The 23,580-nt window shown below is 43.5% G+C and carries 21 protein-coding genes and 3 pseudogenes; 6 read left to right on the top strand and 18 right to left on the bottom strand.

Features of this window, described 5'->3' with window-relative positions; genetic code table 11:
• Positions 1 to 17: 17 nt before the first annotated feature.
• Complete coding sequence (locus ACFQ0N_RS33820) at positions 18 to 2,276, bottom strand: DUF4082 domain-containing protein (protein WP_379334525.1); 2,259 nt, start codon at positions 2,274 to 2,276, stop codon at positions 18 to 20.
• A gap of 708 nt (positions 2,277 to 2,984) precedes the next feature.
• A complete protein-coding gene (locus ACFQ0N_RS33815; RefSeq protein ID WP_379334524.1) occupies positions 2,985 to 3,692 on the bottom strand; it encodes a GNAT family protein in 708 nt (235 codons plus the stop codon).
• 332 nt (positions 3,693 to 4,024) lie between these two features.
• Here ACFQ0N_RS33815 and ACFQ0N_RS33810 point away from each other — a divergent pair.
• Positions 4,025 to 4,471: pseudogene (locus ACFQ0N_RS33810) on the top strand (DJ-1/PfpI family protein); the annotation flags it as partial.
• Here the strand turns inward: ACFQ0N_RS33810 and ACFQ0N_RS33805 are convergent.
• Genes ACFQ0N_RS33805 through ACFQ0N_RS33795 form a run of 3 tightly spaced genes read right to left on the bottom strand, consistent with a single transcriptional unit; the run spans position 4,467 to position 5,647 of the window.
• Positions 4,467 to 5,102 carry a hypothetical protein gene (locus tag ACFQ0N_RS33805; protein WP_379334523.1) on the bottom strand — a complete coding sequence of 212 codons (636 nt, stop codon included), beginning with the start codon at positions 5,100 to 5,102 and terminating at the stop codon, positions 4,467 to 4,469. The pseudogene ACFQ0N_RS33810 and the gene ACFQ0N_RS33805 sit on opposite strands and share 5 nt — an antisense overlap.
• Before the next feature lie 45 nt (positions 5,103 to 5,147).
• The gene (locus ACFQ0N_RS33800) at positions 5,148 to 5,228 is read right to left on the bottom strand and encodes a hypothetical protein (RefSeq protein ID WP_379334585.1); all 81 of its coding nucleotides are present in this window, start codon (positions 5,226 to 5,228) and stop codon (positions 5,148 to 5,150) included.
• 11 nt (positions 5,229 to 5,239) lie between these two features.
• Positions 5,240 to 5,647 (bottom strand): type IV secretory system conjugative DNA transfer family protein, encoded by a 408-nt coding sequence (locus ACFQ0N_RS33795; protein ID WP_379334591.1) that lies wholly within the window; start codon positions 5,645 to 5,647, stop codon positions 5,240 to 5,242.
• Between the two features lie 704 nt (positions 5,648 to 6,351).
• On the opposite strand from ACFQ0N_RS33795, the gene ACFQ0N_RS33790 reads away from it, so the two are divergent.
• Positions 6,352 to 6,651, top strand: coding sequence for an ATP-dependent DNA ligase (locus ACFQ0N_RS33790; protein WP_379334522.1), 300 nt, complete (start codon positions 6,352 to 6,354; stop codon positions 6,649 to 6,651).
• 376 nt (positions 6,652 to 7,027) lie between these two features.
• Here the strand turns inward: ACFQ0N_RS33790 and ACFQ0N_RS33785 are convergent, their stop codons facing one another.
• From ACFQ0N_RS33785 to ACFQ0N_RS33760, 6 genes and pseudogenes are all read right to left on the bottom strand, one after another.
• On the bottom strand, positions 7,028 to 8,452 hold the full coding sequence (locus tag ACFQ0N_RS33785; RefSeq protein WP_379334521.1) for a PQQ-dependent sugar dehydrogenase: 1,425 nt from the start codon (positions 8,450 to 8,452) through the stop codon (positions 7,028 to 7,030).
• 205 nt (positions 8,453 to 8,657) lie between these two features.
• Positions 8,658 to 9,803: an ROK family protein gene (locus ACFQ0N_RS33780; protein WP_379334520.1), complete on the bottom strand. Its 1,146-nt coding sequence runs from the start codon at positions 9,801 to 9,803 to the stop codon at positions 8,658 to 8,660.
• 38 nt (positions 9,804 to 9,841) lie between these two features.
• On the bottom strand, positions 9,842 to 11,101 hold the full coding sequence (locus tag ACFQ0N_RS33775) for an AGE family epimerase/isomerase (protein WP_379334519.1): 1,260 nt from the start codon (positions 11,099 to 11,101) through the stop codon (positions 9,842 to 9,844).
• 12 nt (positions 11,102 to 11,113) lie between these two features.
• Positions 11,114 to 12,592: a sodium:solute symporter family protein gene (locus ACFQ0N_RS33770; RefSeq protein WP_379334518.1), complete on the bottom strand. Its 1,479-nt coding sequence runs from the start codon at positions 12,590 to 12,592 to the stop codon at positions 11,114 to 11,116.
• Positions 12,593 to 12,846: 254 nt separating this feature from the next.
• On the bottom strand, positions 12,847 to 13,452 hold the full coding sequence (locus tag ACFQ0N_RS33765; RefSeq protein ID WP_379334517.1) for a class I SAM-dependent methyltransferase: 606 nt from the start codon (positions 13,450 to 13,452) through the stop codon (positions 12,847 to 12,849).
• A gap of 134 nt (positions 13,453 to 13,586) precedes the next feature.
• Positions 13,587 to 14,043, bottom strand: a pseudogene (locus ACFQ0N_RS33760) (chromate transporter).
• 170 nt (positions 14,044 to 14,213) lie between these two features.
• On the opposite strand from ACFQ0N_RS33760, the gene ACFQ0N_RS33755 reads away from it, so the two are divergent.
• Positions 14,214 to 15,134 carry a LysR family transcriptional regulator gene (locus ACFQ0N_RS33755; protein ID WP_379334516.1) on the top strand — a complete coding sequence of 307 codons (921 nt, stop codon included), beginning with the start codon at positions 14,214 to 14,216 and terminating at the stop codon, positions 15,132 to 15,134.
• 9 nt (positions 15,135 to 15,143) lie between these two features.
• Here the strand turns inward: ACFQ0N_RS33755 and ACFQ0N_RS33750 are convergent, their stop codons facing one another.
• Positions 15,144 to 16,046, bottom strand: coding sequence for a helix-turn-helix domain-containing protein (locus tag ACFQ0N_RS33750; RefSeq protein ID WP_379334515.1), 903 nt, complete (start codon positions 16,044 to 16,046; stop codon positions 15,144 to 15,146).
• A 62-nt stretch (positions 16,047 to 16,108) separates the two neighbouring features.
• On the opposite strand from ACFQ0N_RS33750, the gene ACFQ0N_RS33745 reads away from it, so the two are divergent.
• Positions 16,109 to 16,888: a phytanoyl-CoA dioxygenase family protein gene (locus tag ACFQ0N_RS33745; RefSeq protein ID WP_379334514.1), complete on the top strand. Its 780-nt coding sequence runs from the start codon at positions 16,109 to 16,111 to the stop codon at positions 16,886 to 16,888.
• On the opposite strand, the gene ACFQ0N_RS33740 is transcribed toward ACFQ0N_RS33745, so the two are convergent.
• Both ACFQ0N_RS33740 and ACFQ0N_RS33735 read right to left on the bottom strand, forming a co-directional pair.
• The gene (locus tag ACFQ0N_RS33740) at positions 16,864 to 17,067 is read right to left on the bottom strand and encodes a hypothetical protein (protein ID WP_379334513.1); all 204 of its coding nucleotides are present in this window, start codon (positions 17,065 to 17,067) and stop codon (positions 16,864 to 16,866) included. The genes ACFQ0N_RS33745 and ACFQ0N_RS33740 overlap by 25 nt on opposite strands.
• Positions 17,060 to 17,554: pseudogene (locus tag ACFQ0N_RS33735) on the bottom strand (FAD-dependent oxidoreductase); the annotation flags it as partial. The gene ACFQ0N_RS33740 and the pseudogene ACFQ0N_RS33735, both read right to left, overlap by 8 nt.
• On the opposite strand from ACFQ0N_RS33735, the gene ACFQ0N_RS33730 reads away from it, so the two are divergent.
• Positions 17,517 to 18,050: a histidine phosphatase family protein gene (locus ACFQ0N_RS33730; RefSeq protein ID WP_379334512.1), complete on the top strand. Its 534-nt coding sequence runs from the start codon at positions 17,517 to 17,519 to the stop codon at positions 18,048 to 18,050. The pseudogene ACFQ0N_RS33735 and the gene ACFQ0N_RS33730 overlap by 38 nt on opposite strands.
• 59 nt (positions 18,051 to 18,109) lie before the next feature.
• On the opposite strand, the gene ACFQ0N_RS33725 is transcribed toward ACFQ0N_RS33730, so the two are convergent.
• From ACFQ0N_RS33725 to ACFQ0N_RS33710, 4 genes are all read right to left on the bottom strand, one after another.
• A complete protein-coding gene (locus ACFQ0N_RS33725; protein WP_379334511.1) occupies positions 18,110 to 18,667 on the bottom strand; it encodes a cupin domain-containing protein in 558 nt (185 codons plus the stop codon).
• A 5-nt stretch (positions 18,668 to 18,672) separates the two neighbouring features.
• On the bottom strand, positions 18,673 to 19,089 hold the full coding sequence (locus tag ACFQ0N_RS33720; RefSeq protein ID WP_379334510.1) for a DUF6220 domain-containing protein: 417 nt from the start codon (positions 19,087 to 19,089) through the stop codon (positions 18,673 to 18,675).
• A gap of 248 nt (positions 19,090 to 19,337) precedes the next feature.
• Positions 19,338 to 20,594, bottom strand: coding sequence for an RNA polymerase sigma factor (locus ACFQ0N_RS33715; protein WP_379334509.1), 1,257 nt, complete (start codon positions 20,592 to 20,594; stop codon positions 19,338 to 19,340).
• 80 nt (positions 20,595 to 20,674) lie between these two features.
• A complete protein-coding gene (locus tag ACFQ0N_RS33710) occupies positions 20,675 to 22,387 on the bottom strand; it encodes an ABC transporter ATP-binding protein (RefSeq protein ID WP_379334508.1) in 1,713 nt (570 codons plus the stop codon).
• A gap of 436 nt (positions 22,388 to 22,823) precedes the next feature.
• Between ACFQ0N_RS33710 and ACFQ0N_RS33705 the strand changes: the two genes are divergently transcribed.
• Positions 22,824 to 23,276 carry a VOC family protein gene (locus tag ACFQ0N_RS33705; protein WP_379334507.1) on the top strand — a complete coding sequence of 151 codons (453 nt, stop codon included), beginning with the start codon at positions 22,824 to 22,826 and terminating at the stop codon, positions 23,274 to 23,276.
• Positions 23,277 to 23,580: the final 304 nt, after the last annotated feature.

The following is a 23,580-nucleotide window of genomic DNA, read 5'->3' as shown; positions in this document are numbered from 1 at the left end:
TTCAAGAAGTAATTGACTCAATCTGGTATAAAGACAATATCTCTCATATAATTTGCGTCATAAGGAGCTTGGGTCGTTGGCTGTTGTCCCAGCGTCGTTCCATACACGCCCGCATGAGCTTGCCAGGACAAATGACTGCCATTGCTCCCTCCAGAAGACATGCTGTTCGTTTTCATCGCATAATACCGGCCGGTATCACTCCCAGTCGAGATGGACAAGGTATACGCGCTGCCGGCAGCAATGTTAAGATCGGCAATATCGAACGTCTGCCAGCCAATCGTACTGGAGAAATTAAGCGTATAAGGCCCGCCAATCCGTGTTCCGTCAGAGTTTTTCCAAATGGTTGCCGTATGCGCTCCCGCTTCGCTGGCAGAGGCAATATATGCTTTCAAATGTGTAATTTTACCGCTTACGGATGAGCTGAAGACGATGCCCAGCTCTTTGTCCGCCCAGTCCCCTTGAGCCTGCGGCGCACTGAGTGAAGCAAACATCGACTCTGCAGTGCCAGGCTGCGGTGTAACAGGCGTCAGCTTCACAACCGGCTGCAGCCGCAGCTGATCTCCGGTCAGATTGTTATTTTTGTTGGCGATAAAGACAATACTGTCTCCGGCGTTTACCGTTTGCTGCAAGTTCAATTGGGTTGGTGTCATACTGTTTATAACCGTCGGTCCCCAAATGACCGTGTTGTTTTTCTTGACGGTTACGACGACTCCATCGCCATCTGTGCCAAACTCCTTGCGCATCGATCCGCCGATCTGAATGCTCCCTGCAGCAGGAGCAACCCATTTTAGCACCGCGTCATGGGAAGGTCCTAAGTCGATACGCCCGCCGTTGCCGCCGAATTCGCCAAATACGGATATTCCCTGATCCGAGAACCGGAATAATTTACTGTTGGCACTGTCCCAGCTCATATTGGTATACGTGCTGCCGTCCGTATATTGCGTGTACCAGTTGTGATTTCCTTGTGCCGAGCTGGCGCTCGCTGCGTAGTAATCGCTTATCATAACAGAGGCTGGAGCTGGAATCTGACTCGGCGGAGCGCCGGTATAAAGGAAGATATCCCCGTCGTTATCATTAACTTGAAAAACGGTCCCGCTGGCTCCGGTCGATACCCGTTTGCGCTGCTCGCTGAATGTGATCGTCCGGGTGCCGTTACCCTTCTGGTTATAGATGACGGTGCCATTGTCAAATTCACGCTGAAACAATTCATTGTCTGCCCGCTGATAACCGGCAGCCCGCGGTTTTCCTAGGTTCGCATTCCAGAAATCATACCAGTTGTGCATATGGTCGGGATTTACGTTTTCATTATGGTCGGCAAATAGGACATAGCCGTTGCCATGCGTCAAGCTCAAGGTCGTCGCGGCCCTCATTTTGTACAGATCATCGCGGGTATTGTCGTACCACAGCTCCAATGCATTGATCTTCGGGGATCTTACCTTTTCCTCTGCCCATTTTAGCGTATCCGCAACCAGCTGCATATGCTCTGACGTGCTGCTCTGCCAGACCTCCATATACAACCCATTAATGTAAGGTGCCATATTGGGCCTTTTCAACTGATTGGAATTGACCAACAGAAGCTTGTCGCCAATCTTCCCGCGGATGCGGGCAATCAGATCAACACGGTTCGGGTCCGCATCGGCATCGCCAAATTCGTCAATGGCCATACAATCGATCATGATCCCGTCTACAAGTCCCGTATCGACAGCGGCCTTCGCCTGATTGGCTACTTGTTCCCGAAACGCCTCATTATTCCAGTCCATATAGTAGATCGTCAATCCTTCTCCCTGCCACGCCGCTATCTTCGAGCCGTCGGACCCTCTTTTCCACCAGGCGTGATCAGCAGGCAGATAAGTATCCCATGCGGCCCAGTAACGGATTTCCGTTAAAATAACCAAATTCGGGTTTTGGGCATGCAGAGCCTGTACTTTAGCTGTTGCAGCGCTAATGCTTGCCTGTGTAAAAGCCGTTCCGAGACCGTCATTGTCCCAATTCGTAGGGGAGCCGTCATCCCATTGCAGGCCCAGCCCTTGTGTAGATGTGAAGTACAAATCATGCATAGCTGTGTCATGAATTTCGTTGCCTGTTACACCTGGGCCAAACTCCACTTTATTCCAAGCTTGAAAGATGGACGGAAAATCCCGATCGGCAATTTTCTGTGCTGTCGTTTTCCCGTGCTCAGCCCGGACACTGGAAATGCCCGTCAATCCCCATAATAATCCAATCGCGAGCGCAATGATTGCAAGTTTGTTGACACGACGACTTGATGTCATTGTCATGCTTTCACCTCATTTCACAGAGTAAAGAAACCATAACTGCTTCCATCTCATACCCGCTCTTGCCATCCATAAGTAACCACCACAACTCCCCGTCTGCCGCCCCCCTCCCGCACAACAAATACAAATCCTGTACGATTGAAACCGTCTTCGTTGCAGCTTCTATTATACGCAACCTGCTTAAAAGAAACAGGGTGACAAAATATCAATAAGGTAGAGTATCTTCTATGAAGTCGGAAACGCAGGATTGAGGCTGAAGTTTTGTCAGAACCAAAAACTTCACGACGACTTAAAACGCCACAGGGCTCTTCTTGGTCTTTGTGAGGATGTGACCCAGAGTAACAAAAATTGTCCCGGCTTTCCTAAACATTAAGGAGCCGGGACATTAGAATAATACCAACTATAATTATACGCTAAAGGAGGCTATCGATTTTCGGTGGACAACGATTGTTTGCGAAAAGCGGACAACTGTGAGCCATGCGGACACAGGATCCGTTATTTTTACGAAACCCGGCTCATTCGGGGGTTCGCGGACATACGGATCCGTTATTTGCCGATTTTACTGGGGTTTTGCGGCGATTTGAGGGTAATAACGGATCTACGGTCCGCAAGCGAGCCGGTTTTGCTGTTTTGTTCACAGATAACGGATCCACGGTCCGCTCAGGTCCGCTTCGCCCCCTTTAAAGATTCCATTGTTGTAGTCTCCACACGTTAGCTAAAATGTAAATCCATACCGTACTGTCTCAGTTTTAACTTTCTTGCTACAGCTTGAGAGGCAAGATTATTCCATGCTGTGCTATATAAAGCAATCCGCCCTTGATTTTGTATCTCGGCAGCCCAGGCTGTCGATACCTCCATACCGTAGGCTCTGCCGCGGAAATCCCGAGCGGTGTGCAAACTCGCTTCAGCAGCAATAGATGAGGTCCTAGCACTGCAGCACAAGGACACAGCAACTTGATTTTGAACAACTGCGAAAACAGGTTGCCCATGGGCAACATCATCGAAAAAATCAGAAAAATACTTTCTTAAAAGTTCTATATTCATATTCGTAATTCTTATCGCTTGTGTAGAACGACCTCTCATGTCAGGGAATACATATGCTGGTCCTAAGTAAACATGATCAAGTGGTCTGGCCCTACTTAAAACTCGTATAAATGCTGCCATATTCACTCTATTTGGAGCATCCAACCACGGCGCTTCTTCGATAAACTGTTCCAACTCATTTATAACGCCTTCATCAAGTGTTTCATGGTACCTTACAACATTACCCTGCTTGGTGATACCAAGGAAAAATCGAGGTGCGCTTTTCGTACTAGGTTCGTTTATAGCGGTCATGCGACCAACCTCATTGTGCTTAAATAGGACGTTTACTTGAGCTTCCATAAGTTCATGGTCAGACTGTAGAAATGGATTATTCAACTGAGTACCCCTTTTTGAGGGGAAAAACGCTGGTTTGTGGGCTAGTAGGCGCTATCCCCTGCGAAAAGTTTTGCCCAAATTAGTGTGTTCTTCATCAGACCACCTCCATTGAAATGTATTCCCTGTACCTATGAAAATCTTCTCGCAAAAAATATACAGGGAATTTCCTCAACAGTATAAATCTGATAATTCTATCTGTCAACTGAAGCCCTTTACCTTCAGACAAGGCTTCGGCTCTAACCTTGTTTTTTCCTATGGTTTCTATTATTATACATAAAAAACGGAGAGAAGAAGATTCTAATTTTTACGAAAACGAAAGGAGCTATACATCCATGAAAAAAGTTCTATTACTTCTTGCAAATGGCTTTGAAGCGGTCGAGGCAAGCGTATTTACAGATGTCATTGGATGGAATTTGTTATCGGGAGACGGTTCGACTAAGCTGGTAACTGTTGGAACCAGAGAGAAATTAAAATGTACGTTTAATTTCACAGTTATTCCCGAAATGACATTAGATGAGGTTGATGTAGATGAATTTGATGCATTGGCAATTCCCGGAGGATTTGAAGAAGCCGGTTTTTATCAGGATGCTTATAGTGAGGAATTCCTTAATATTATTAGGGAATTTGATCAAGCGAAAAAAATTATCGCCTCGATCTGTGTTGCATCCCTTCCAGTTGCGAAAAGTGGAGTGCTTGATGCTAGAAAGGCAACCTCATACAATTTGAAAAATGGAATAAGACAAAAGGAATTGGCGACGTATGGTGTTCATGTCGTTAACAAAAATTACCACCGTTAGGTTCTTGATAGCCTTTAATTGTTGGGGTCGAATTAGTATTCTCCCAGGGGTCAACATTAATATAGTCAACGTATGAAAAAGAAAAGGAGTAATATCTAACATTCCCCTTTGCTTGAATATTTCCACCTGGATCAATGTGTGGACGAGTAAAGTAATTTTTGTAAAATTCCGCAGATTTAATGGCTGAACTGCTTGCTCTTTCTTGCTGATTATCCTCGAGATCCTGTCCAACGATGACTTTCCACTGTCCATTTAAATTTAATACGGGTATCTCCATTTGTGTTTCTTTCAAGGATTCGGTCTCAGCAAGTACAGTTGCTTTGTAAAGATCCTTTTCAACCTTCTCAAGAGCGATCGTTTCAAATTTAAAAACTTTGTCATTAAGCTTCGTCAAGCTTCTTTTGAATTGTTCTTGATTCGGCCAGCTAAGGTCAAATGAGAGCTGAACCATGCTATCCACATCATATTTCTTTGCTGCATCCTCGTACTTCATGAGTACAGAACGTACCGACTGTTCCTCAGTTTCTCCTGCATTTGCTGTCAATGAGCTACCAATAGTGAGCATGCATAATGCTAAAACGAGGACACCTACAAACTTTCTTTTCAAATTCAACAAAATTCCTCCTTTTCGATTTAATTGTTACAGTGTACCATATAATCAAAAAAAATACAATCGGCGATCCGAACCGTACAGCATATCAAGCTGCGCCATCGACTGCACAATGGAGAGGATATGCACATTTCGGCTTCTCAGCGTCGCCAGCGCGTCCGTAAGGGCTGGGATTTCCCCAAGCCGCGGGGGCAACCATCCGGAAGCACGAGGACAGCTGGAGAAGCCTTTTCCGGCCGTTTGGTGAGGTGCCGAATCATCTGATTCAATATGACTGCCCAAAGTTCTTTGTATTGCGTCAGAAGATGCTCAGCGATTCTCAAATAGACCGTAGCACCTTGTTCCAGTGTAGCCGGCGTAAAATCGCTTCGACTTGTTGCCTTTGCTATGCCTTCGTCCGATGCCAACGTCAACAGCTTAGAACGCAGCTCTGACATTACCCCGCCAAGCGTCTTTTCCGGTATTCCTTCCCCGATACTAGAAAGCAGCCTCGTTCCCTTGATGGTGCTTTGCTGCAGCTCGCCAATCAACTGCTCCGGAGCCGTCATGCAAACCCGTTCTGCGTTGTCAGAGAATCAGCAGTTGCACCATTAGCTTAGCTGGTGTAGAGTGGTATACTTTACCGTCTGTTCCGACAATGCCCACATGTCCCACAAAACCCGTACTCCAGCCTTTCGAACTGTATAGTACATCACCAGCCTGGACTTTGACGGTTGTCCCTGGATACTACGTATCAGCAGCGAAAGAATTTACTGGAACCAGTAATGTGATTGCAGCAAGCAGCATAGATAGAGTCAAACAAATTCGTTTAAGCAAGAAGAATCCTCCTCCTCAACAGAAGCTTTGTTTGTTTTTGATCTAGCTTTATGACAGGCGACAGAGAACAGTTAAAATATAGCTGAAATCCTTACTACTAACAAATGCTGAGCAGCATTTCCTCTACAGTATACACTATCTATAGTTTCCAAAAATATGCATCAAGAGAATCAAAAATAGTGAATATTGTAAGAGATTGATGTCGAATTATGGGGGAAGCAATAAGGTCAAGGTTTAATATGCAAAAATATAGCGAAGTGACTTCAACTTCTAATTTAAGAGCATCTAATTTCTAAGTCGATTTACCCCTTTCTCTTAGATAAAAACTTCAATGACACAGACATTTTTTTATTTCCCAGCCCAGCAAATCAATCCAATGATTACCTAATGCTATTTGCCCTCAATTGCATCACAATAGAATAAGGAGTGATGAAGTATGTTATTTAAACCGATCCAGCCGATGCTTCTTAGCAGCCATAAGAATGTGCTTTTAGATCTTGAGGATCCATCCAAATTGTATGAGGTAAAGTATGATGGTTGGAGAATTTTTTTGCATAAAGAGGATGATCGAATCGAAGTCTTTAGTCGTGGAGGGATGAACCTTACTCGAGCATTTCCAGAGTTTCAAATGCTAGCTTCTCATATTCAGGCCAGAACAGCAATACTAGATGGTGAAGGAATTTGTCTTGATGTATCAGGTGAGAAAAGACCATCCTCACATGATAGAAGACAATAAAGACGATACTTTTGTGACATTACAGCAAAAGACAGCTGAGTGTGATCCTTATCGCTTACTTATTTAAGTATTAACTGGGCCTAAGAATAAAACAGCGGCGGACTAGGACTTGAAAAATAAAGCCTTAGACTACCGCTGTTTTTATTTTGCTGTCGTACCCTTAAGTTGAAGCATTCTATCCGTTCGTTCTCTTCCCGGTTGCGCGGCAGTTATCGTTCACACCTGTTTATGTGTTACTGTCTCCGGAGCTTTGGCTTTTAGAAATGAATGAAAATACGAAGCAAGCGCCCTTGAAATGTGTCAATGGGATTATTTGATCCGCGCCGCCCCTGTTTCGAACATAAACCGTGTTATCACTTCATCCCTATATCATGAATTATGGAACAATTTCAAAAACGGTACCTTGGTTAATATCAGTCACTTTCATAGAACCATAAACCCCTAGATATAGTCTGGTTTGATCCAGATTCGTTCCCAAACTAACATAATATGCTGATTGAGATCCAAAATTATAATCGGTTTCAATAACACTAAAATCATTTAGTTTACAATCTGTTCTTACCCTGGTATAAGCTAACACCCCTCTAACCGGAGTCTGAGATTCTGTATTCCGGGCAAGATCGGTAAACACAACGCTTCCCGTTAAATCGGGGATTCCATTCCCCATATAAGGCTGAACTCCGGTAAGTGCAGTTGCTCCAAACTTATCGGGTCGGGGATCTTTATGAAAATAACTAATTAAAGGCGGAAGACGCCTCACTGAAGTTTTTATTGCTTCATTGTAATAAGCATTTGTTTTCTCATCCAAAGTCGGATTTGCAGAGCAGCCCCTTATAATCGAAGTAGGAAAAGCGCCTTCCCACCCTCGCCAGCCAAGGTTAATAAATCCTTCTTGCTCAGGTTCAGAATTCATTATAAAAGCTTGATTAAGGTGAGTAACCGGTATTGGTTTATAATGAACGAATGAAAAAATCGACTCTACCAAATCTTGTCCCACATTTCCTACATATTTGATAAACTGATTATTAAACCTTTGAAATGAAATGCCTGGTATATTGCGAACCCCTTTGGCAATGACCGTAAGCGATTCCTGAATAGGTGCGGGAAGTTCATTAAAACGTGTGACTACGGGTGGATTATAGTTAAATGTATTCTTAACAACATCAATTTCAATTATTTTACCAGCGATCTCCATATCATCCTGGCTTAAGTTAAATGGATCATAGCCTGATCCGCCATCTCCGGTTGTTAAAACAAGTTTTCCTGTTTCAGGTGAAAAGTTTAAGCTATTGACACCATTATGATTTAAAAATGGTCTTCTTAAGTTAAGTAATGTCCGTCTTTTTTGCGGCCCGCCATTCGATTGTAAAATCCATTCTTCAACTGTATCAATATGATCATAGTGAGTTTCTCTATTCATCCACCTTAGGTTTAAGGTTTTGGGATCACACGGGTTAGGCTTAAAAGATTCAAAAGCACCTGAAAGAGCACCTGGACCTTGCGTTCCAGCTACTGAATAATGAAGATAAAACAGACCGTTATAATAAAATTCGGGATGAAAAGCTAGCCCTATCAATCCCCGTTCATCATATCCTCCGCTAGAAACACCTAATTTTAAGATTTGCGGGCGAATATCTAAAAAAGTCCTTATAACTCCGTTTCCTATGTAAAAGATCTCTCCTACCTGGGTTGCAATAAATAATCTTTCAATTGAGTCACCCGGAAGTATAGTTGTTTTCAAAACAGTGGGCATATTTAACTTACTTACAATGGGCCGTAAGCTAACCTTAACTTTTTTCAACTAACTACACTCCTTCTTATTGTTTTCTTTCATAAGAATATGATTAGAACGGTTCTATTAGTACCAAATTCATGTTGCTCAATGAAGAGACAAAAACGTCTCCTCCGCCGGGCCGGGCATGGAGATTCAAACCATGCACTGTACCGCACAAAGGAGACGCTGTTTGTACCTATGTATACACAGATACGCAATCTCTTCCTGCTGCCTACAAATGATCATAGGCCTGTTCAAAATGATAAATGGAGAATAGGGCTGCACCTCTGCACAAATTGCTTCTTTCCTCTTCAAACAATATTGAAGCTGCCCCGAGTGTCGAAGATAGAGCATTGCTTGCAATAGTTTGCTCACAGCTGCTGATAAATTGACTGAAACGGTTATACGAACTGTCGATTACTATATATTCCGGATTAATAAGATGAATAACCTGGACAAGCGCTTTTCCCAAATACTCTCCAGCTTGCTTCATTATGTGTTGAACGGCTTCATTCTCAAATTGTTCTTTTGAGAACAGCAAGGTTTCACTTCTAGAAACAATCGGCTCATTCAATTTAAGCATCTGTTCTTTCATAGTCCGATGCTTAACCAGCATTTCCAAGCAGCCATGTTGGCCGCAACGGCATTGCTCCTTCGACGGATCAATCGACAAGTGCCCAATCTCTCCTGCAGTCCAGCTCGCTCCGTGAACAAGTTGTCCTTTGAACGTATAGGCTCCGCCGACACCGTTGCCGATCCGGACATAGAAAACGCCTTGGCCGCCTATAAGCTTATTCCGGTTCATCACGTCAAGCGCTCCCATATTTACGCTGTTCTGCACATGAATAGGCACAGAAAATCGCGCCAACTGCTTAAAGGAAACGTCCTTCCACTGCATCGAAATAGAGGTAAGCACCTTCAAATTATTAGTATCAATAATCCCCGGCACTGCTATGCCGATTCCGATTATTTTAGCGTATTTGGCAAGCAGCCTTTCGATGATCTCATCCACTTGATTGACAACTTCCGCGGCTGGTAGATTTTCGGTTACAACATGATGAGATTCAAGCACATCGCCGTAATAATTAATGATCTGGTATTGGATTTCATATTGGTTAATCGTAAAGCCGATTGCGCGGTAGCCTTCAGGATGAAATGCGATTCTTATACGGGGTCTGCCTTTTTGATCAGGCTCATTCACCCCTTGCTCCATAATAATCTGCTCTTTAATCAGATCATCCACAATTAAAGATACTGTGTTCTTGCTTACATTCATTAATTTGACCAGCTCTTGCCGCGATGTTTCTCTTAATTGCCGAATATTAGATAAGAGCGCCCGCTTATTGCGTTCCCTTAATACTGCAGTTCCTTTAACCATTATCCTTAATACTCCTGTCTATTAAGTTTCATCTCCCTTCAGTATACTCTCCATACTGTGTCTCCGGCCAATAATCTTAACGTCAACAGAAAATTACGGATAATATGGAACGGGTCCTTTACCGGCAGAGCTACTACCTTGGACAACGGGTCGCCTTGCCTATTGCGGATTTGTGTCCATTCCATGCCGCTTGCAGCGGGAAAAACGGAGAAGACATACTCGTGCAGAGTATTGTACCAGCCTGCAAAGGTCTCCTTCCGCTCACCCTCTTCCAGCGTGAACATCAGTGTTGTGTACAACGCTTCGGAATGAGGCCACCATAGCTTCGTATCCCAAGTGTCCTGTATTAATTGCTCAAGCGGCGTTCCGATTAAAGTGCCGGAAGGCTTTCCTCCTTCACAGTCAACAAAGCGGAGCAGACCGCCGTATTCCTTATCCCAGCCCTGTTCCAGAGCAGCCATTGCTAACTGTTCCAGGACAGAACTATACTTTTTCGCTTCCACAGGCTCAAAATGATGAAGGGAATCCTTCAAGAACCAAATGCATTCAAGCGTATGGCCAGGATTGACATGGCGCGCAATTAAAGCAGACTGTAGTTTTTCATCCGCCGGCAGCATTTCAACAATTCTTTCTCCTTGAGCATGCTCAAGCACAATCTTCGTGAAATATTGCTTAATATTCTTCGTTAACCGCTCTGCCTCCGTATTGCCGAAGAGCTTGGAGGCTTGATACAGTTCTTCGGCAACATTAATCAATATCATCGGAATAGAGTGTGATTCGAAACCCTCCGGTATCGGATAAGGATCGGATTTGAAATCCCACTTCTCTATTCTTTCTGCAACAAGCTGATATACAGCAAGCGCTTCATCGAAAGCCTCCCAGGAATTGTTATATTCGGCGTATGCATTCATTCCAAGAATGTAGAAGCAATCTGCGAATATACTCACATCCAGCTCCTCTTCAATTTTTGCGCCGTTCCTCTCAACCGCATTCACGATATGTCCGTTGTCCATCTTTGCATGCGAACGTAACAACTGATACGTTTTTTCCAGACCTTCACGCCATTTCTCGCCTGTCTGAAGACCATATCGGTCTGCTGTCTGCAATAAACGCGCAGCCATCCATAAAAAGCGGCCTTGAGACCATATATATTTACGGGTACTGACAACTTCATCCTGTGTATTGCTAATACAGGAAAAAACGCCGCCATACTCCATGTCTATTTTATCTTCCCAATAGGGGATAAAATGTTCATTCAACTCCTGTCTGTAAAAAGAAACGAGTTGATCCTTATTCATCCTTCCACTTCCTTACTTTGCTTCTTTTGCAGAAACTGCTTGGATAAGCGTTTCTACTTCTTGAGGAACAGGCTTGCTGCGGTTAATAAGTCCCATGCCGATAAACACAATGCCGGATACTAGAACAGGCGCTCCGATAGACAGAGACAACGGCAAAGTAATCACGTACTTCGTTAATACAAACACCAGCAAACCTGCCAAAATGGACGAAATCGCTGCTTTCGAATCCGAATTTTTAAATTGCGGGAACAAGCCCAGCAGCATAGGAATCGAGATCGGCCCGATCAAAGCGCCGAACCATGAAATAATTAGACCAAGCACGCCGCCAAATTGCTCAGATTGAATACCGATTATGAGTGTAATGAATGTAAATGTGAAAGTAGTAATACGTGCAATTTTCAAAGATTGCTTCTGTGTAATGTCTTTGTATTTCTTGCTCATAACCGGCAATATATCACGTGTAATAACAGCAGAAATTGTATTCGCATCAGATGAAGTCATGGACATCGTTGCAGCGAACAATCCTGCAAGTACAAGACCGATCAGTCCTTTTGGCAAAAGCTCCTGTGCCAGCATGCCGTAAGATTGAGACGGATCTTCAAGGCCAGGCAAAATTAGCGGCGCCGCCCACATAGGGAAGAATAAGAACAACGGCCAAATAAGATAGAGGACACCGGACAGCACACCGCTCTTCTTCGCTTCTTTACCATCGGGCGCGGATATGTATCGTGTAGCCAGATTCCATGTGCCGCCATTATAGCTTAGGAATACAACGAAGAAGTAGAAGATGACATACGTTAGCGTGTATGGCTCTCTGAACCATTGGGCGTTCTCCGCAGGAAGTTTATCCCAAATGCCGAGCAAGGAGCTTGGCCCGCCCATCAAATCCATCACAACAAAGAACATGACCAAACCGGCAATAATTTGTACAATGAACTGCACAAAATCTGTCCAAACATCAGCCCAAAGGCCGCCTACTGTAATATAAATCAATGACACAATACCTGAAGCCAAAATACCGTAAATAATTGGAATACCTGTGAATACATTTAACAGAATCCCGATGGCAGCCCATTTGGCCCCAACGTCAAACAGCTTCAGGAGCACACCGCACCATGCCATGAGTTGCTGTGTCGGCACATTGTAGCGCGTAGACAAATACTCAGTCGGAGACTCAATATTGTAATTCAGACGGAGTCTTGCCCAACGGGGCGCCATAATATAAGCTCCGAGAATAACTGCTGCAGTAATGGTTAACGCCCACCACACATAAATACTGAATCCATGCGTATACGCAAGTGCTGCATATCCTACAAATACTGCGCCGCTGTAACCGGATACGTGGTGAGAAATACCTGACAGCCACCAAGGAAGCTTCCCTCCTGCTACGAAAAAGTCAGAGGACCCCCCAACTTTTTTATACGACCAGAGGCCAATTACAACCATGATTACAAAAAACAAAATTACGGATAACCAATCTAAAGCAGCCATCAATTCACTCTCCTTTCATTTAGTCATAGTCTATGACTAAAATAAAAGTAACATATCAATTTTTAATTGTAAAGGCTTACAAATAAATAAGTTCCATCGAAACAAGAAATATACTCCATAATACTGCCGTTAACCTGGAAAAGGCAGCCTGATCGTTCTGGCTGCCCTTGTAGATTTCGTACTTAAACCAAGCTCCCCAATTTTTTTGAATAAATAGTAAATGGTATCCTCTTCATCAGTGAATAACAGTTGGGTTACTGCCTCGGTTTCGCCCAAATAAGATGGACCATGTTCAGCCAGTAGCTTTCCACCTTATCGACTTTGATACCTGACTCTCGGATTAGGCCTAAAATGTTCCTTGTATGGTGACATCCATACATACGATATAGAAGCGGATTAAGTGATTTTTGGACAACCGATACCGCAAGATTAGAGCTGATCCCGTGCTCCATAAGTAGGATTTGCCCGCCCGGTCTACACCACCGATTGATTTTATCCAAAACCATTAACGGATTATCATAACTGCAAAATGATAACGTAGAAACAATAGTATCGAACGATTGATTGGAAAAGTTCATTTCTTCAATATCAGAACAAATAAAATCACTCTCAATACGATGGTTTTTTGCCGCTCGTTTTGCTTTCTCAATCATCGCCTCACTAAAGTCAGTTGCGGTAACCTTTACTTCGGAAGGATAAAACGGGAAATTTGCACCTGCCCCTACTGCAAGCTCAAGCACCTCGCCTTTCGCAAAACTTAAAAGATGCTGACGCCAACGTTTTTGCATTGGGCCTTCCCTTTTTTTCTCATATTGGGTTGCTTGCTTATCAAAAATACGTCTTAATTTCTGTTTCTCCACCTATCCCCCCACCTTATCATTAGTAGATATCAAAGCATTCCTTCTTTATCAATTATAACTCAACTTTCTCAAAACGAAAAAAGACAGGTATTCCCCTTGATGTAACCAGGTAAATCTAGTAGTAATCAAATGCATTATCCAATATGAAGCGGAAGAATAATACCTCCGAGAATCCCCGCCAAAACCATGAGAAGGATCGGGTTCATCTTCCATTTTCTCAAAACAAATATTGAGCCTGCAAATACAGTTACGGCAAACCAATCCACATTTTCAGCAACGTTTATTGTAGCAGACCCAAGAAGCGTCAATAGCAATATCGTTGCAGCAGCGGAAATGATAAGCCCCAGCGAAGCCGACTTCAAGCCATTCAAAGCTTCTGTCACATAGACCGATTGTTGATATGACGAATGATGGAATAACACCGGCAATACAACTGATTACAGCTCCCGTCATCCCCGCTGCACGAAGCCCTGCGAGAGTCGACAAGTTGATTGCAATCGCTCCCGGTGCAGACTGTGCGATTGCAGCCATATTGGTGAGTTCATCTTCGCCGAATAGTTTTTTTCTTGATACAAAATACTTCCGAATCATCGGAACAACAACATATCCGCCGCCAAATGTAAATGTGCTGATAAACAGATTTACGCCTAGAATCCAGATGTATAATTTTATTCTTTGGCTTGACATCTGATCGCCTCCTTGTCACCCTATCCATTATGGGGTTTGTTGAGCAATCAGTAAAATGATATTATTTTGTAATAATGATTAATTTTATTCATACCAGAAAGAAGGAAACCATCTATATGATGACGCTTCGGCATTTTGAAATATTGAGGGCAGTAGCAGAAACGGGGAATTTTACAAGGGCTGCAGAGAAGTTATATATTACGCAATCGGCAGTTTCCCATGCAATACGAGAACTGGAAGAAAAGGCAGGAACGGCATTATTTGACCGGCTATCGAAAAGCGTACAGCTTACAAAAAGCGGACGGCTATTGCTGGAGGAAATTTTGCCGATTCTATCTTCGTGCGAGGCTTTGGATGGACATATCAACTGCTTGGAAAAACGAGCCCCCCTGCACATTGTTTCCAGTATTACAATTGCAACATTCTGGTTGCCGAAAATATTGCAATCCTTTCATAAAGATTGGCCTGATATACCGATCAATGTCGACGTGGTCAGCGCGGCCAAAGCCATTGAAATATTGCGGAACGGCAAAGCCGACATCGCTTTGATTGAAGGTGCGGCTTTCCCAGGGCCTTTTATATGTACTCCTTTTGCTTCCTATCCGTTATATATTGTATGCGCTCCTGAATACCCCATTTATCAGAGGGAATTGTCTCTACAAGAGTTTTGCTCTGAAAAACTGTTGCTTCGAGAAAAGGGCAGTGCGATCCGCGATACGTTAGACAGCGTTCTCTATTTGTCCGGATATACCGCGCAACCTGCATGGACAAGCGTAAACTCCCTGGCACTGATAGAAGCTGCCAAGGCCGGATTCGGCATCACGATTTTGCCGGATGTTCTTGTAAATGAGCCGCTATCGCAGGGGAAATTGATTTCGCTTTCCGTCAAAGCTCTCTTGCTGAAAAATGATTTGATTGCCGTGCGCCATCGAGATAAATATCTGACAGCTCCGTTGAAAACCCTTCTTATGCTCATAGAAAAATACAGCGGATAGCTGTTTAACCTACTGTAGAGATCCAGAACCGATTTTACGATATTGTCCCGGGGACAAACCGGTAGCCTTCTTGAACAGACGTGTAAAATGATGCACGGAGCTGAAGCCGGTTTCCTCGGCGATCTCCTGTACTGATAATATTGAGGTTTTCAGTAAGATTATCGCTTTGCGGACACGTTCCTTCCTAATGTAATCAGAAAGGGAAACTCCTGTTTCGCTAGCAAACAATCGACTCAAATGGCGTTCCGAAATATGCAAATAGTTGGCCAATTCCTTGGAGTAGATAGGAACGGACAAATTATCCCGAATATACAGCTTGGCTTGGTGCAGCAATAAAGACGTTACTTCCACAGGAGTTGCGGTTTGTTTTGTATTTTCGCAAAAATAGGAAGCTGCGAATTGCTGCAAAATGGATACCAGAAGCCCGAAGGATAGCGCCGGAAAAAGCTCTTCCGGCATAAAGGTTTGCGAAACTGCCGGGGAACCAAGCAAGGACCATAATTTACCTGCTGGTACATTTCTGGCGTCCTCAATATAAAAATGCTCACACTTGGTCAAGTGTTCGTTCAGTTGTTCTAGATGTCCGGAGGTTTTGAAATGCTCCAGTTCAAAAGCGACATATACCAGACTAATTCCGACCTCATTTTGACCATTAATTTTATGCCAAATGCCCGGACGTGATAAAAACATGGACCCTTCACTTAGTGAATAGGATATGCCGTTATCGACGTAGGTTCCTGAGCCCCCGGTGACATAACAGGCTTCATAGAAAGAATGTTTGTGAAGAGGATGGTCAAAATGTAAAACGCTCCCCCAGTAATGAATATGAAACGAAAGAGCGCTCCCAGACGATTTTAGAGAGTATGAATTGAGATACGCTACACTCTCCGCAAAAAACTCTTGTCCAAACATGTTGCTGACCACTTTTCTTGTACTTCTAATCATTATAGAAAAGAAATTAGGAGATGAAAAGTATGAACTTAACGGTATCGTTGAATGAGCAATATGAGAGAGATGGTTATGTCAAGCTGCCGAAAGTATTGGACGATAATTTGGTCAAGGAAGCCAAAGAGCATTTGGATTGGTTGATGAGAAAACATCCGGAGCTTCGTCCCGAACAACTTCATACGGGTTTGGTGAAAAACGATCCGTTCTGGTTGCGTTTGGTTAGCGATGACCGATTGCTTGATATTGCCGAACAGTTTATTGGACCAGATATTGCATTATTTGCTTCTCATTATATTTGTAAGCCGCCTTTTGAAGGGAAGCCTGTACTTTGGCATCAGGACGGAGCATTTTGGCCGCTTGAACCGATGAAAGTGGTTACGCTTTGGCTAGCCGTGGACGATTCGACAACCGAGAACGGATGCTTGCGCGTCATACCCGGCACTCACAAAATGGATTTGCAGGGAATGAACAAACGGGACGACATCGCCAATGTGTTGGAATACGAAGTGGATCCGGCTTATGTGGATGAATCGAAAGCAGTAGATGTAGTGCTTCAAGCCGGCGGTGTATCGATTCACCACCCGAACATCATTCACGGCTCTAAGGCCAACTATTCTCCTAACCGCCGATGCGGGCTCACGATTCGATACATTCCTACTACCACGAAAATTAAATCGGACGAAGCTTGGGATAGCACTTTCCTTTTGAGGGGGAAAGAGGTTCCCGGAATTAATGAATATATGCTTAGACCACAATATTCCGCGAGGGAACACATGTATTTTCAAGGATGCGAGAATTGGAGATAATCTGAAATGATAGCTTTGGCCGGTGCGATTCCGGCCTTTTTCATCTTGTTCACGATGGTGTCGCCATGGTTTTTCCATGCTTTTCCCCAAATTGCTTCATTAAAAAAATCGTTCATGATCGGATCGTGCCTGAGATTGTTCAAATCGATCGATGCCGACGTCGCGTTTGAATCAGACATGTTCATCCGTTCCCCTCCAAGCCTCCACATTCAGTTCATTGTTCATGGCCGCGGCGGCCAATGCGCCCATCGAGGCGGCAGCAATGGCCTGATGCATTCGCGATGCCGCATCCCCGGCGCTATAGACGCCCGGAACGTTCGTTTTCCAGAAGTCGTCAATGACAACCATTCCCGCTTCCGTAATGTGGCATCCGATTTCTCGCGGCAAGTCCGACCCTGGAACCAGATCCGGTTTAAAAGAGATCCCTATACATGGAATTGTCGTCCCGTCTTCGAGAACAACTTGACGCACGATCCCGTCGTTCGAGTCAATGTACCGGATCGGCGAATCGAATATCGGTACTTGATGCTGCTGGAGTTCCTCGCGCTGAGCATCCGTCAGCTCGTCAGGTCCGTTCGTGCAGATGGTAAACCGATTCGTCCAACCGGATATTAATGGAGCGAAGTGCATGAGCTCAGCTCCCTTGTTAATGACGACAAGCGGTTGCAGAACTCAGAGGAATTTAAGTGAAAATGGAAGGGAGCAAGCCAGGGAAATCGGAGATATTTTCAGAAAAAAAATGATCCCCATTCAATATCCAGTTATGTCCAGCCCCTATTGTCGAGCGAGGGAAACAGCCGACATCATATTTGGCAAACAAAGCGTTGTTGTAGTTCCAGTCTTAGCTTCAATAGAGAAATTAAAAGTAAAAAATTATCCAACCGAAAAAAAACAACAGATCTTGTCGGATCTATCTAATATTTTTGAGACTCCTCCTGCTAATGGTACAAATACGGTCATTGTCGCTCATACTTTCCCCCCAAATATAGCCCTTGGCGATATCCCAAACCTGGGAACCGTCATCATTAAACCGAAAGGAAGCGGGCGCGGATATGAAATTGTAGGTAGAATTAGCTTTGAAGAGTTTATCAAATCGGTGAATAAAGCGGCCTCCCACAGTGGATCTACACGATTGCCATACAGCGCCGAAATGAGCTCCTAAGCAGTTCGATCAGTAACAAGGAGCAGTTCATTTCAAGCTGCTCCTCCACCGCTTACTGTTCAAATCCGATACCCTAACGATTTCGCTAGTTTTGCCAATCCCCCTAAAAATACCTTTTGTATAAATTTTGGGGGTCCTACTATGTAGCCGTCAATACATTCCCAAGCAACACCTAGCCACAACAAATTTCGTGGAACTCCCTTTGCCGACATTTTCCCCTCACACTCCAGTTTATGAATGAGAGCAAACATTTTCCAATGATGCCCAGGTGGACGAATCTCATGGGTCACCACCGTATGCTGCACGCTGATATTCCAAAATTGATGCACTTGATTTGGGTAGATAGTGATTTCTTCCCCCGGCTCAAGAATGATTTCCTTTTTGTCTATAAGGAAGCGCATCCGTCCTTCTTTCAATGAAAATGATTCCGTCAACTCCGGGTGCCAGTGCGGCCCATTAAGGGCCCCTGGACGCGTTATTTGATGTTCAAGGATTAGAAAATCCCCCTTCTCATCCATTCCGCGTTTTACAAAAATAACGGTTCGTCCGTCAGAATGAACGAGCTTTTTTCCTATGTTGATTTCATTTTCATCTCTTTGAGGTTTTGTTTTTCTCAATGTATTCACCTCATTCCTGATTCTCGCTTCGTTCGGCGAGCCAAAAATGGATAAGAACCTCGTACCAATGTAAGAGCTCCCCAAAACAAGGCGAGGGCCAGAACGGGATGAAGCGCCCCTGCAATGCCATGCGCCGTATAATATTGAATATTGAATAGGACAAATAAACCAAGGCTCCCCCAGGTCATCTTCCGGGAAAGCTTCCCAATGATGCCGAGGATCAATAAGATAATCGAAATATATTCAAACATATGAACAAATGTCCTATGCCATTGCCAAGCCTCCGAATACTCGAACATTGCCAATCCGGCTAGAAATACTTGTATGACGATACAAATCATTAACACCCACGAGAGAATGTAATACGCCAACCTGCAATTTTTCACCCGAGAAGTCTCCGTTTTACTAACTTCAACTGTCATATTTCAGCCTCCTTGATGATCTTGATGATCGCACTCGATTAAAATCCGGATTAATTCCTCATCCTTAAGACATCTCATTATTGTTTACCTAGGAAACAATAATATCATAACTTTTTTTGTTTCCTGCGTCAACAAAAAAAACTGAATGGCTGCGCTACTATTCAAACAAAAAAAACGCCAAGCCCTATGAGATTCGGCTTAGCGTATTTTTTCGTTAAAACGTTGGCAGTACCCAGGTATGAAGCCTATTAAGCAGGCTGAATCTGGTTTTTTAAATATTGGCTCCACTTCTCATGCAGCTCTGCTTCCGAGCAGTGGAACACCCCTTGGAAATCGGCTGGATTGCGAATGATCTGATTTAATCGGTCCAGGCCATATTTCGAGATAATGAACTCGACCATTTTATAAGAGAACTGGAACCCCTTCATCGTCTCGAAATCCCATGAATCATTGTTGAACTCCTGCAGCAAAGGAATGCTGTCCTGCAGTACCAAATCCCGGATGGAGTCCTCAATATAGCTTGGTGTCATGAAGCCAGCCTCATATCCGCCGATTCCTTGACGAATCCATTTCGGCGCTGCAGGATTAATCTCATGAACGAGCCACATCGCAAACAGATGCACCGTCGATCTCAAAATAGATCGATACGTGTGCTCCGGCCCAGGGTCCAGCGGGGAAACAATCTTCAAAGTGCTGCCGCTATATGTGCCCATGAACCAGTTTGGCGCATCCTCTTCTCCTACCGCCCGGTGGAAGGTCGGCAGATCTGGATAAATCTCCAAAATTATTTTTTTATCCGGTGTATGCTTATACTTGGCGAGCAGCTGATCGACACTGCCCTTTAGCTCGTTAAACAAGTCCTCATGCACCTGATTTCGGCTGTTCCCACCTGCCCCCTTCTTGCTTTCACCCGACTCATCTTTGCTTATAATTGAAATCATATTTTGAATTGTCATAACGGTGATCTCACCCCATTCTTTTAACTCATTCCTCAATTTCTCCAAGGTTCGGTACAATCTGTTTTTTACAGCACTTTGCCGCATTTCCGTAATCTCGGCGATTTCCAGCAACGTACAATCCATAAAGAAGCGCAAAAAAATAATTTGCTGATCGAGCGGACTCAACTTTTTTAAGGCGGAGCTGATATCGAACCGAATTTCTACGTGCTTCGTAAAGTCAAGGGAAATCAGACGGGATTCGAAATCCGTAAGATTAGAGGACGTTCTGATTCTTCTTGACAGCGAACGATATTCATTTTTCAGCGTGTTCTGCGCAATTTTGTAAAGCCATGTAAACACACTGGATTCCTGCTTGAAAGCATGGATGCTGCGCAGCGCCTTCATAAAGACTTGCTGTGTTAAATCTTCCGCGGCGGTTAAGTCAACTTTGAACGAAAAGTATTTATAAATACGGTCATAGTATTGTCGGAAAATCGCTTCAAACGTATCTTCCTTCCCCTGCTTCTCCGGATAAGCAGAGGCCTTGCTGTCCTGAGCTCCTGACATGTTGAACCTCCTCTTGACCTTACAATCCATTAGACACCGCAGGCGAAGAAAAAGCCACATCGAAATGGGGGAATTAAATATTAAACTGCAGATTCATTCTGGATATCTTTGCTCCATAATTCTTGGAAATACCCGCTGTTTCTAATTAAATACTCGAAGTTGCCTTCATCGACAATTTCCCCGTCCCTTACAAGTAATATCTGATCTACATCTTTGATAAAATGAAGCCTATGTGCGATGATTATTAATGTTTTGTCACTAAACATCTGTAAAATACCTTCCATAATGTTCTTCTCTGTAATGTTGTCCAGTGCCGAGATCGGTTCGTCGAGTATAACAATATTCCTTTTCTGCGCTATTATTCTGCCGAATGCTAGCCGCTGCCTCTCACCACCCGATAATTTCATTCCTCTTTCGCCAACCATCGTATCCAGTTGAATAGGAAAACTGAGCACTTTTTCCTTCAAATGAACTTTTTCCAATATGTCGTAAACTCGTTTGTCTGACATTTGATGATCAAAGACAATGTTTCCTCGAATTGTTGTATCAAAAATCGGCGCTTCTTGAGATATATACGATACATGATCGTATAAACTATTTAACTTGAGCTCATCAATGTCGATTCCATCAAACAGAATATCTCCAGACTTCTTCTTCAAAAGCCCGAGCATTAATTTAATAATCGTCGACTTTCCGCTACCGCTTAGTCCGACTATTGCAACCGAGCTCCCTTGCTTGATGGAAAATGAAACATTCCTCAATACACTTGAACTACCGTAATCAAAAGTAACCTCTTTAAATTCGATATTTCCCTCTAAAGCCGTCACTTCTCTTCCTGTTTCCAGGTTCACATCCTCAGGTGCGTTCAAAAATGCTTCAAACCGGATATAAGTTACTCGATTGAGCTTATAATCCACATAAAGAACATTAAATATTGCAATAGGCGTGTAGACCTGATCAATAAACATGATCAATGCGATCGTGACTCCAATTGAGGATTCGCCGGATAAAATATTTTTGACCCCGTAAATCAAAACGGCAACTTTAATCGTATTGACTAACAGTGCGAATATGGCGAAAAATGATTCATGAATCATTTTAATTTGCGTACTCTTCTTGACGATAACACCTGCCGTATTGTGCAATCGTTCAATTTCTTTCTCATATCTCTTGTTTAGTCTAAATACAACTAACTCCATAAACCCGCGGATTGAGTATTTAGACATTTTTTCCTGACTTTCAAGTAAAGATGATTTGATTCGGTACAACATGCGGAGCAGTAAATTAGTGAGACAAAAGATGACGACATAGCCAGCGGCAATGATTATCATGATGTTCATATTATAAAGCCCTATAAAGATTAAGCTGAAAATGATGGCAGGTAACAATTCATGAAGGATTCTCAGGTAGAATGAGTGTATGATGTTCATTCCCGCTGAAGCGCCATTCTCAATGACTTTTATCATTTCTCCTGTACCTATGTTTTGATAAGCAGAATAATCTATCTTGGACACTTTGGAAAGTGCCATGATTTTTAACCTTTCTAATACACTAACGGATAAATAGGTTTGGGGGTATTCGATGAGATAATTGAGTATTGCCGCCCCAGCTAACAGAGCGCCATATAAAAAGATATGTGATAAGACGTCGTTGAAATCATCGGCTACAACTACTTTGTCTAACAATTCCTGAAATATCTTTATGCCAAAAGTGTTAAAAAATTGAACCAGAACGCCCATAAGTACATATAGCAATATGGTCCACTTGAAAAACACAATGCATTTTTTTAACATGTGATCTTGCCTCCAAAGAGATGATAGAAAAAGCCAAGGGTCACGTCAGTGATTCCTGAATAGGAAGAATCAATGAAAAATTCATTAATCCCCTATCCAAGCTCTGTGTCCCTTGGCTCTAATATAAGAGTAATGCCAATCGAGACCGTTCCAAGTTATAGTTTTCGTTGATCAAAAAGGGCAGAGAACCCCCTTGATAGCTGGCACGCGTTTTTTTCCAGCCCGAAAACTAAATACTTCGAACGATACGGATTGTCATCCTTTTCACCTCATGTTGGAAGATATCTTTATTATAATTCTGATCTAAGTGATACTCAAGTAGTCAGCGAATAATAGCTTATCATAGATGAGCTTCTCACTGACATAATGTTGTCATTGATGGTCGTTTATAATAGTAATTAAGACAACTAATAATGATCTTAGGAGGAAATTGAGTATGAACACAAAACAAACATTTCGAGGATTTGCAACCATCAGTTACTGGGCGGATGATGTGGAGGCGGCAAAGACGTGGTACTCGGAGCTGCTGGGCATTGCACCTTACTTCGAACGTTCAGGACCAGATGGTCAACTAGCCTATGCCGAGTTTCGTCTTGGAGACTTCCAACACGAACTGGGTCTAATCGATGGCCGTTTCGCTCCTGCACGTGCAGCTGCTGGCCCCGGTGGTGCCATTATGTACTGGCATGTTGATGATATAGAGGGCACACTTAACAATTTGAAGGCCATGGGAGCGGAAGAGTACGAGCCGCTCATCCACCGCGGAGATTCAGGATTTATCACAGCTTCCGTCATCGACCCATTTGGTAATGTGCTGGGTATTATGTACAATCCCCACTTTTTGAAAATACATGGGTTGCCCAACATCCTAAAAAGAGAGCATGATTAGAAAGAAAAAAGGGCGGCCCTTTCAAGCCGACCGGATGGTTGGTCCAACAAGCATTTCCATCACGTTTATACCATCCAAAGGTAAAGGTCGCCCTACCAAAACTATTATTGGACTATCTGGAGAGAGCGTCGATTAATTTCAAATGTTAAGGCTCCCCGTATCTGTTTTGAAGATTTCTTGAAATTTCAGGAAGATTTCCATCTAAACGTGGCGTTCGAGTAGACTCGAACGATACATTTCACATCGTCCTTCAGCCTTCTTCAGGCTACCGGGCTGACGAATCGGCCTTTATGCGCATGGGGAA

Source organism: Paenibacillus sp. GCM10027626 (genome assembly GCF_042676285.1).
Classification (GTDB): domain Bacteria; phylum Bacillota; class Bacilli; order Paenibacillales; family Paenibacillaceae; genus Paenibacillus_Z.
The sequence above is the reverse complement of the archived record's forward strand: the minus strand, read 5'-3'. Positions and strand labels throughout refer to the sequence as shown.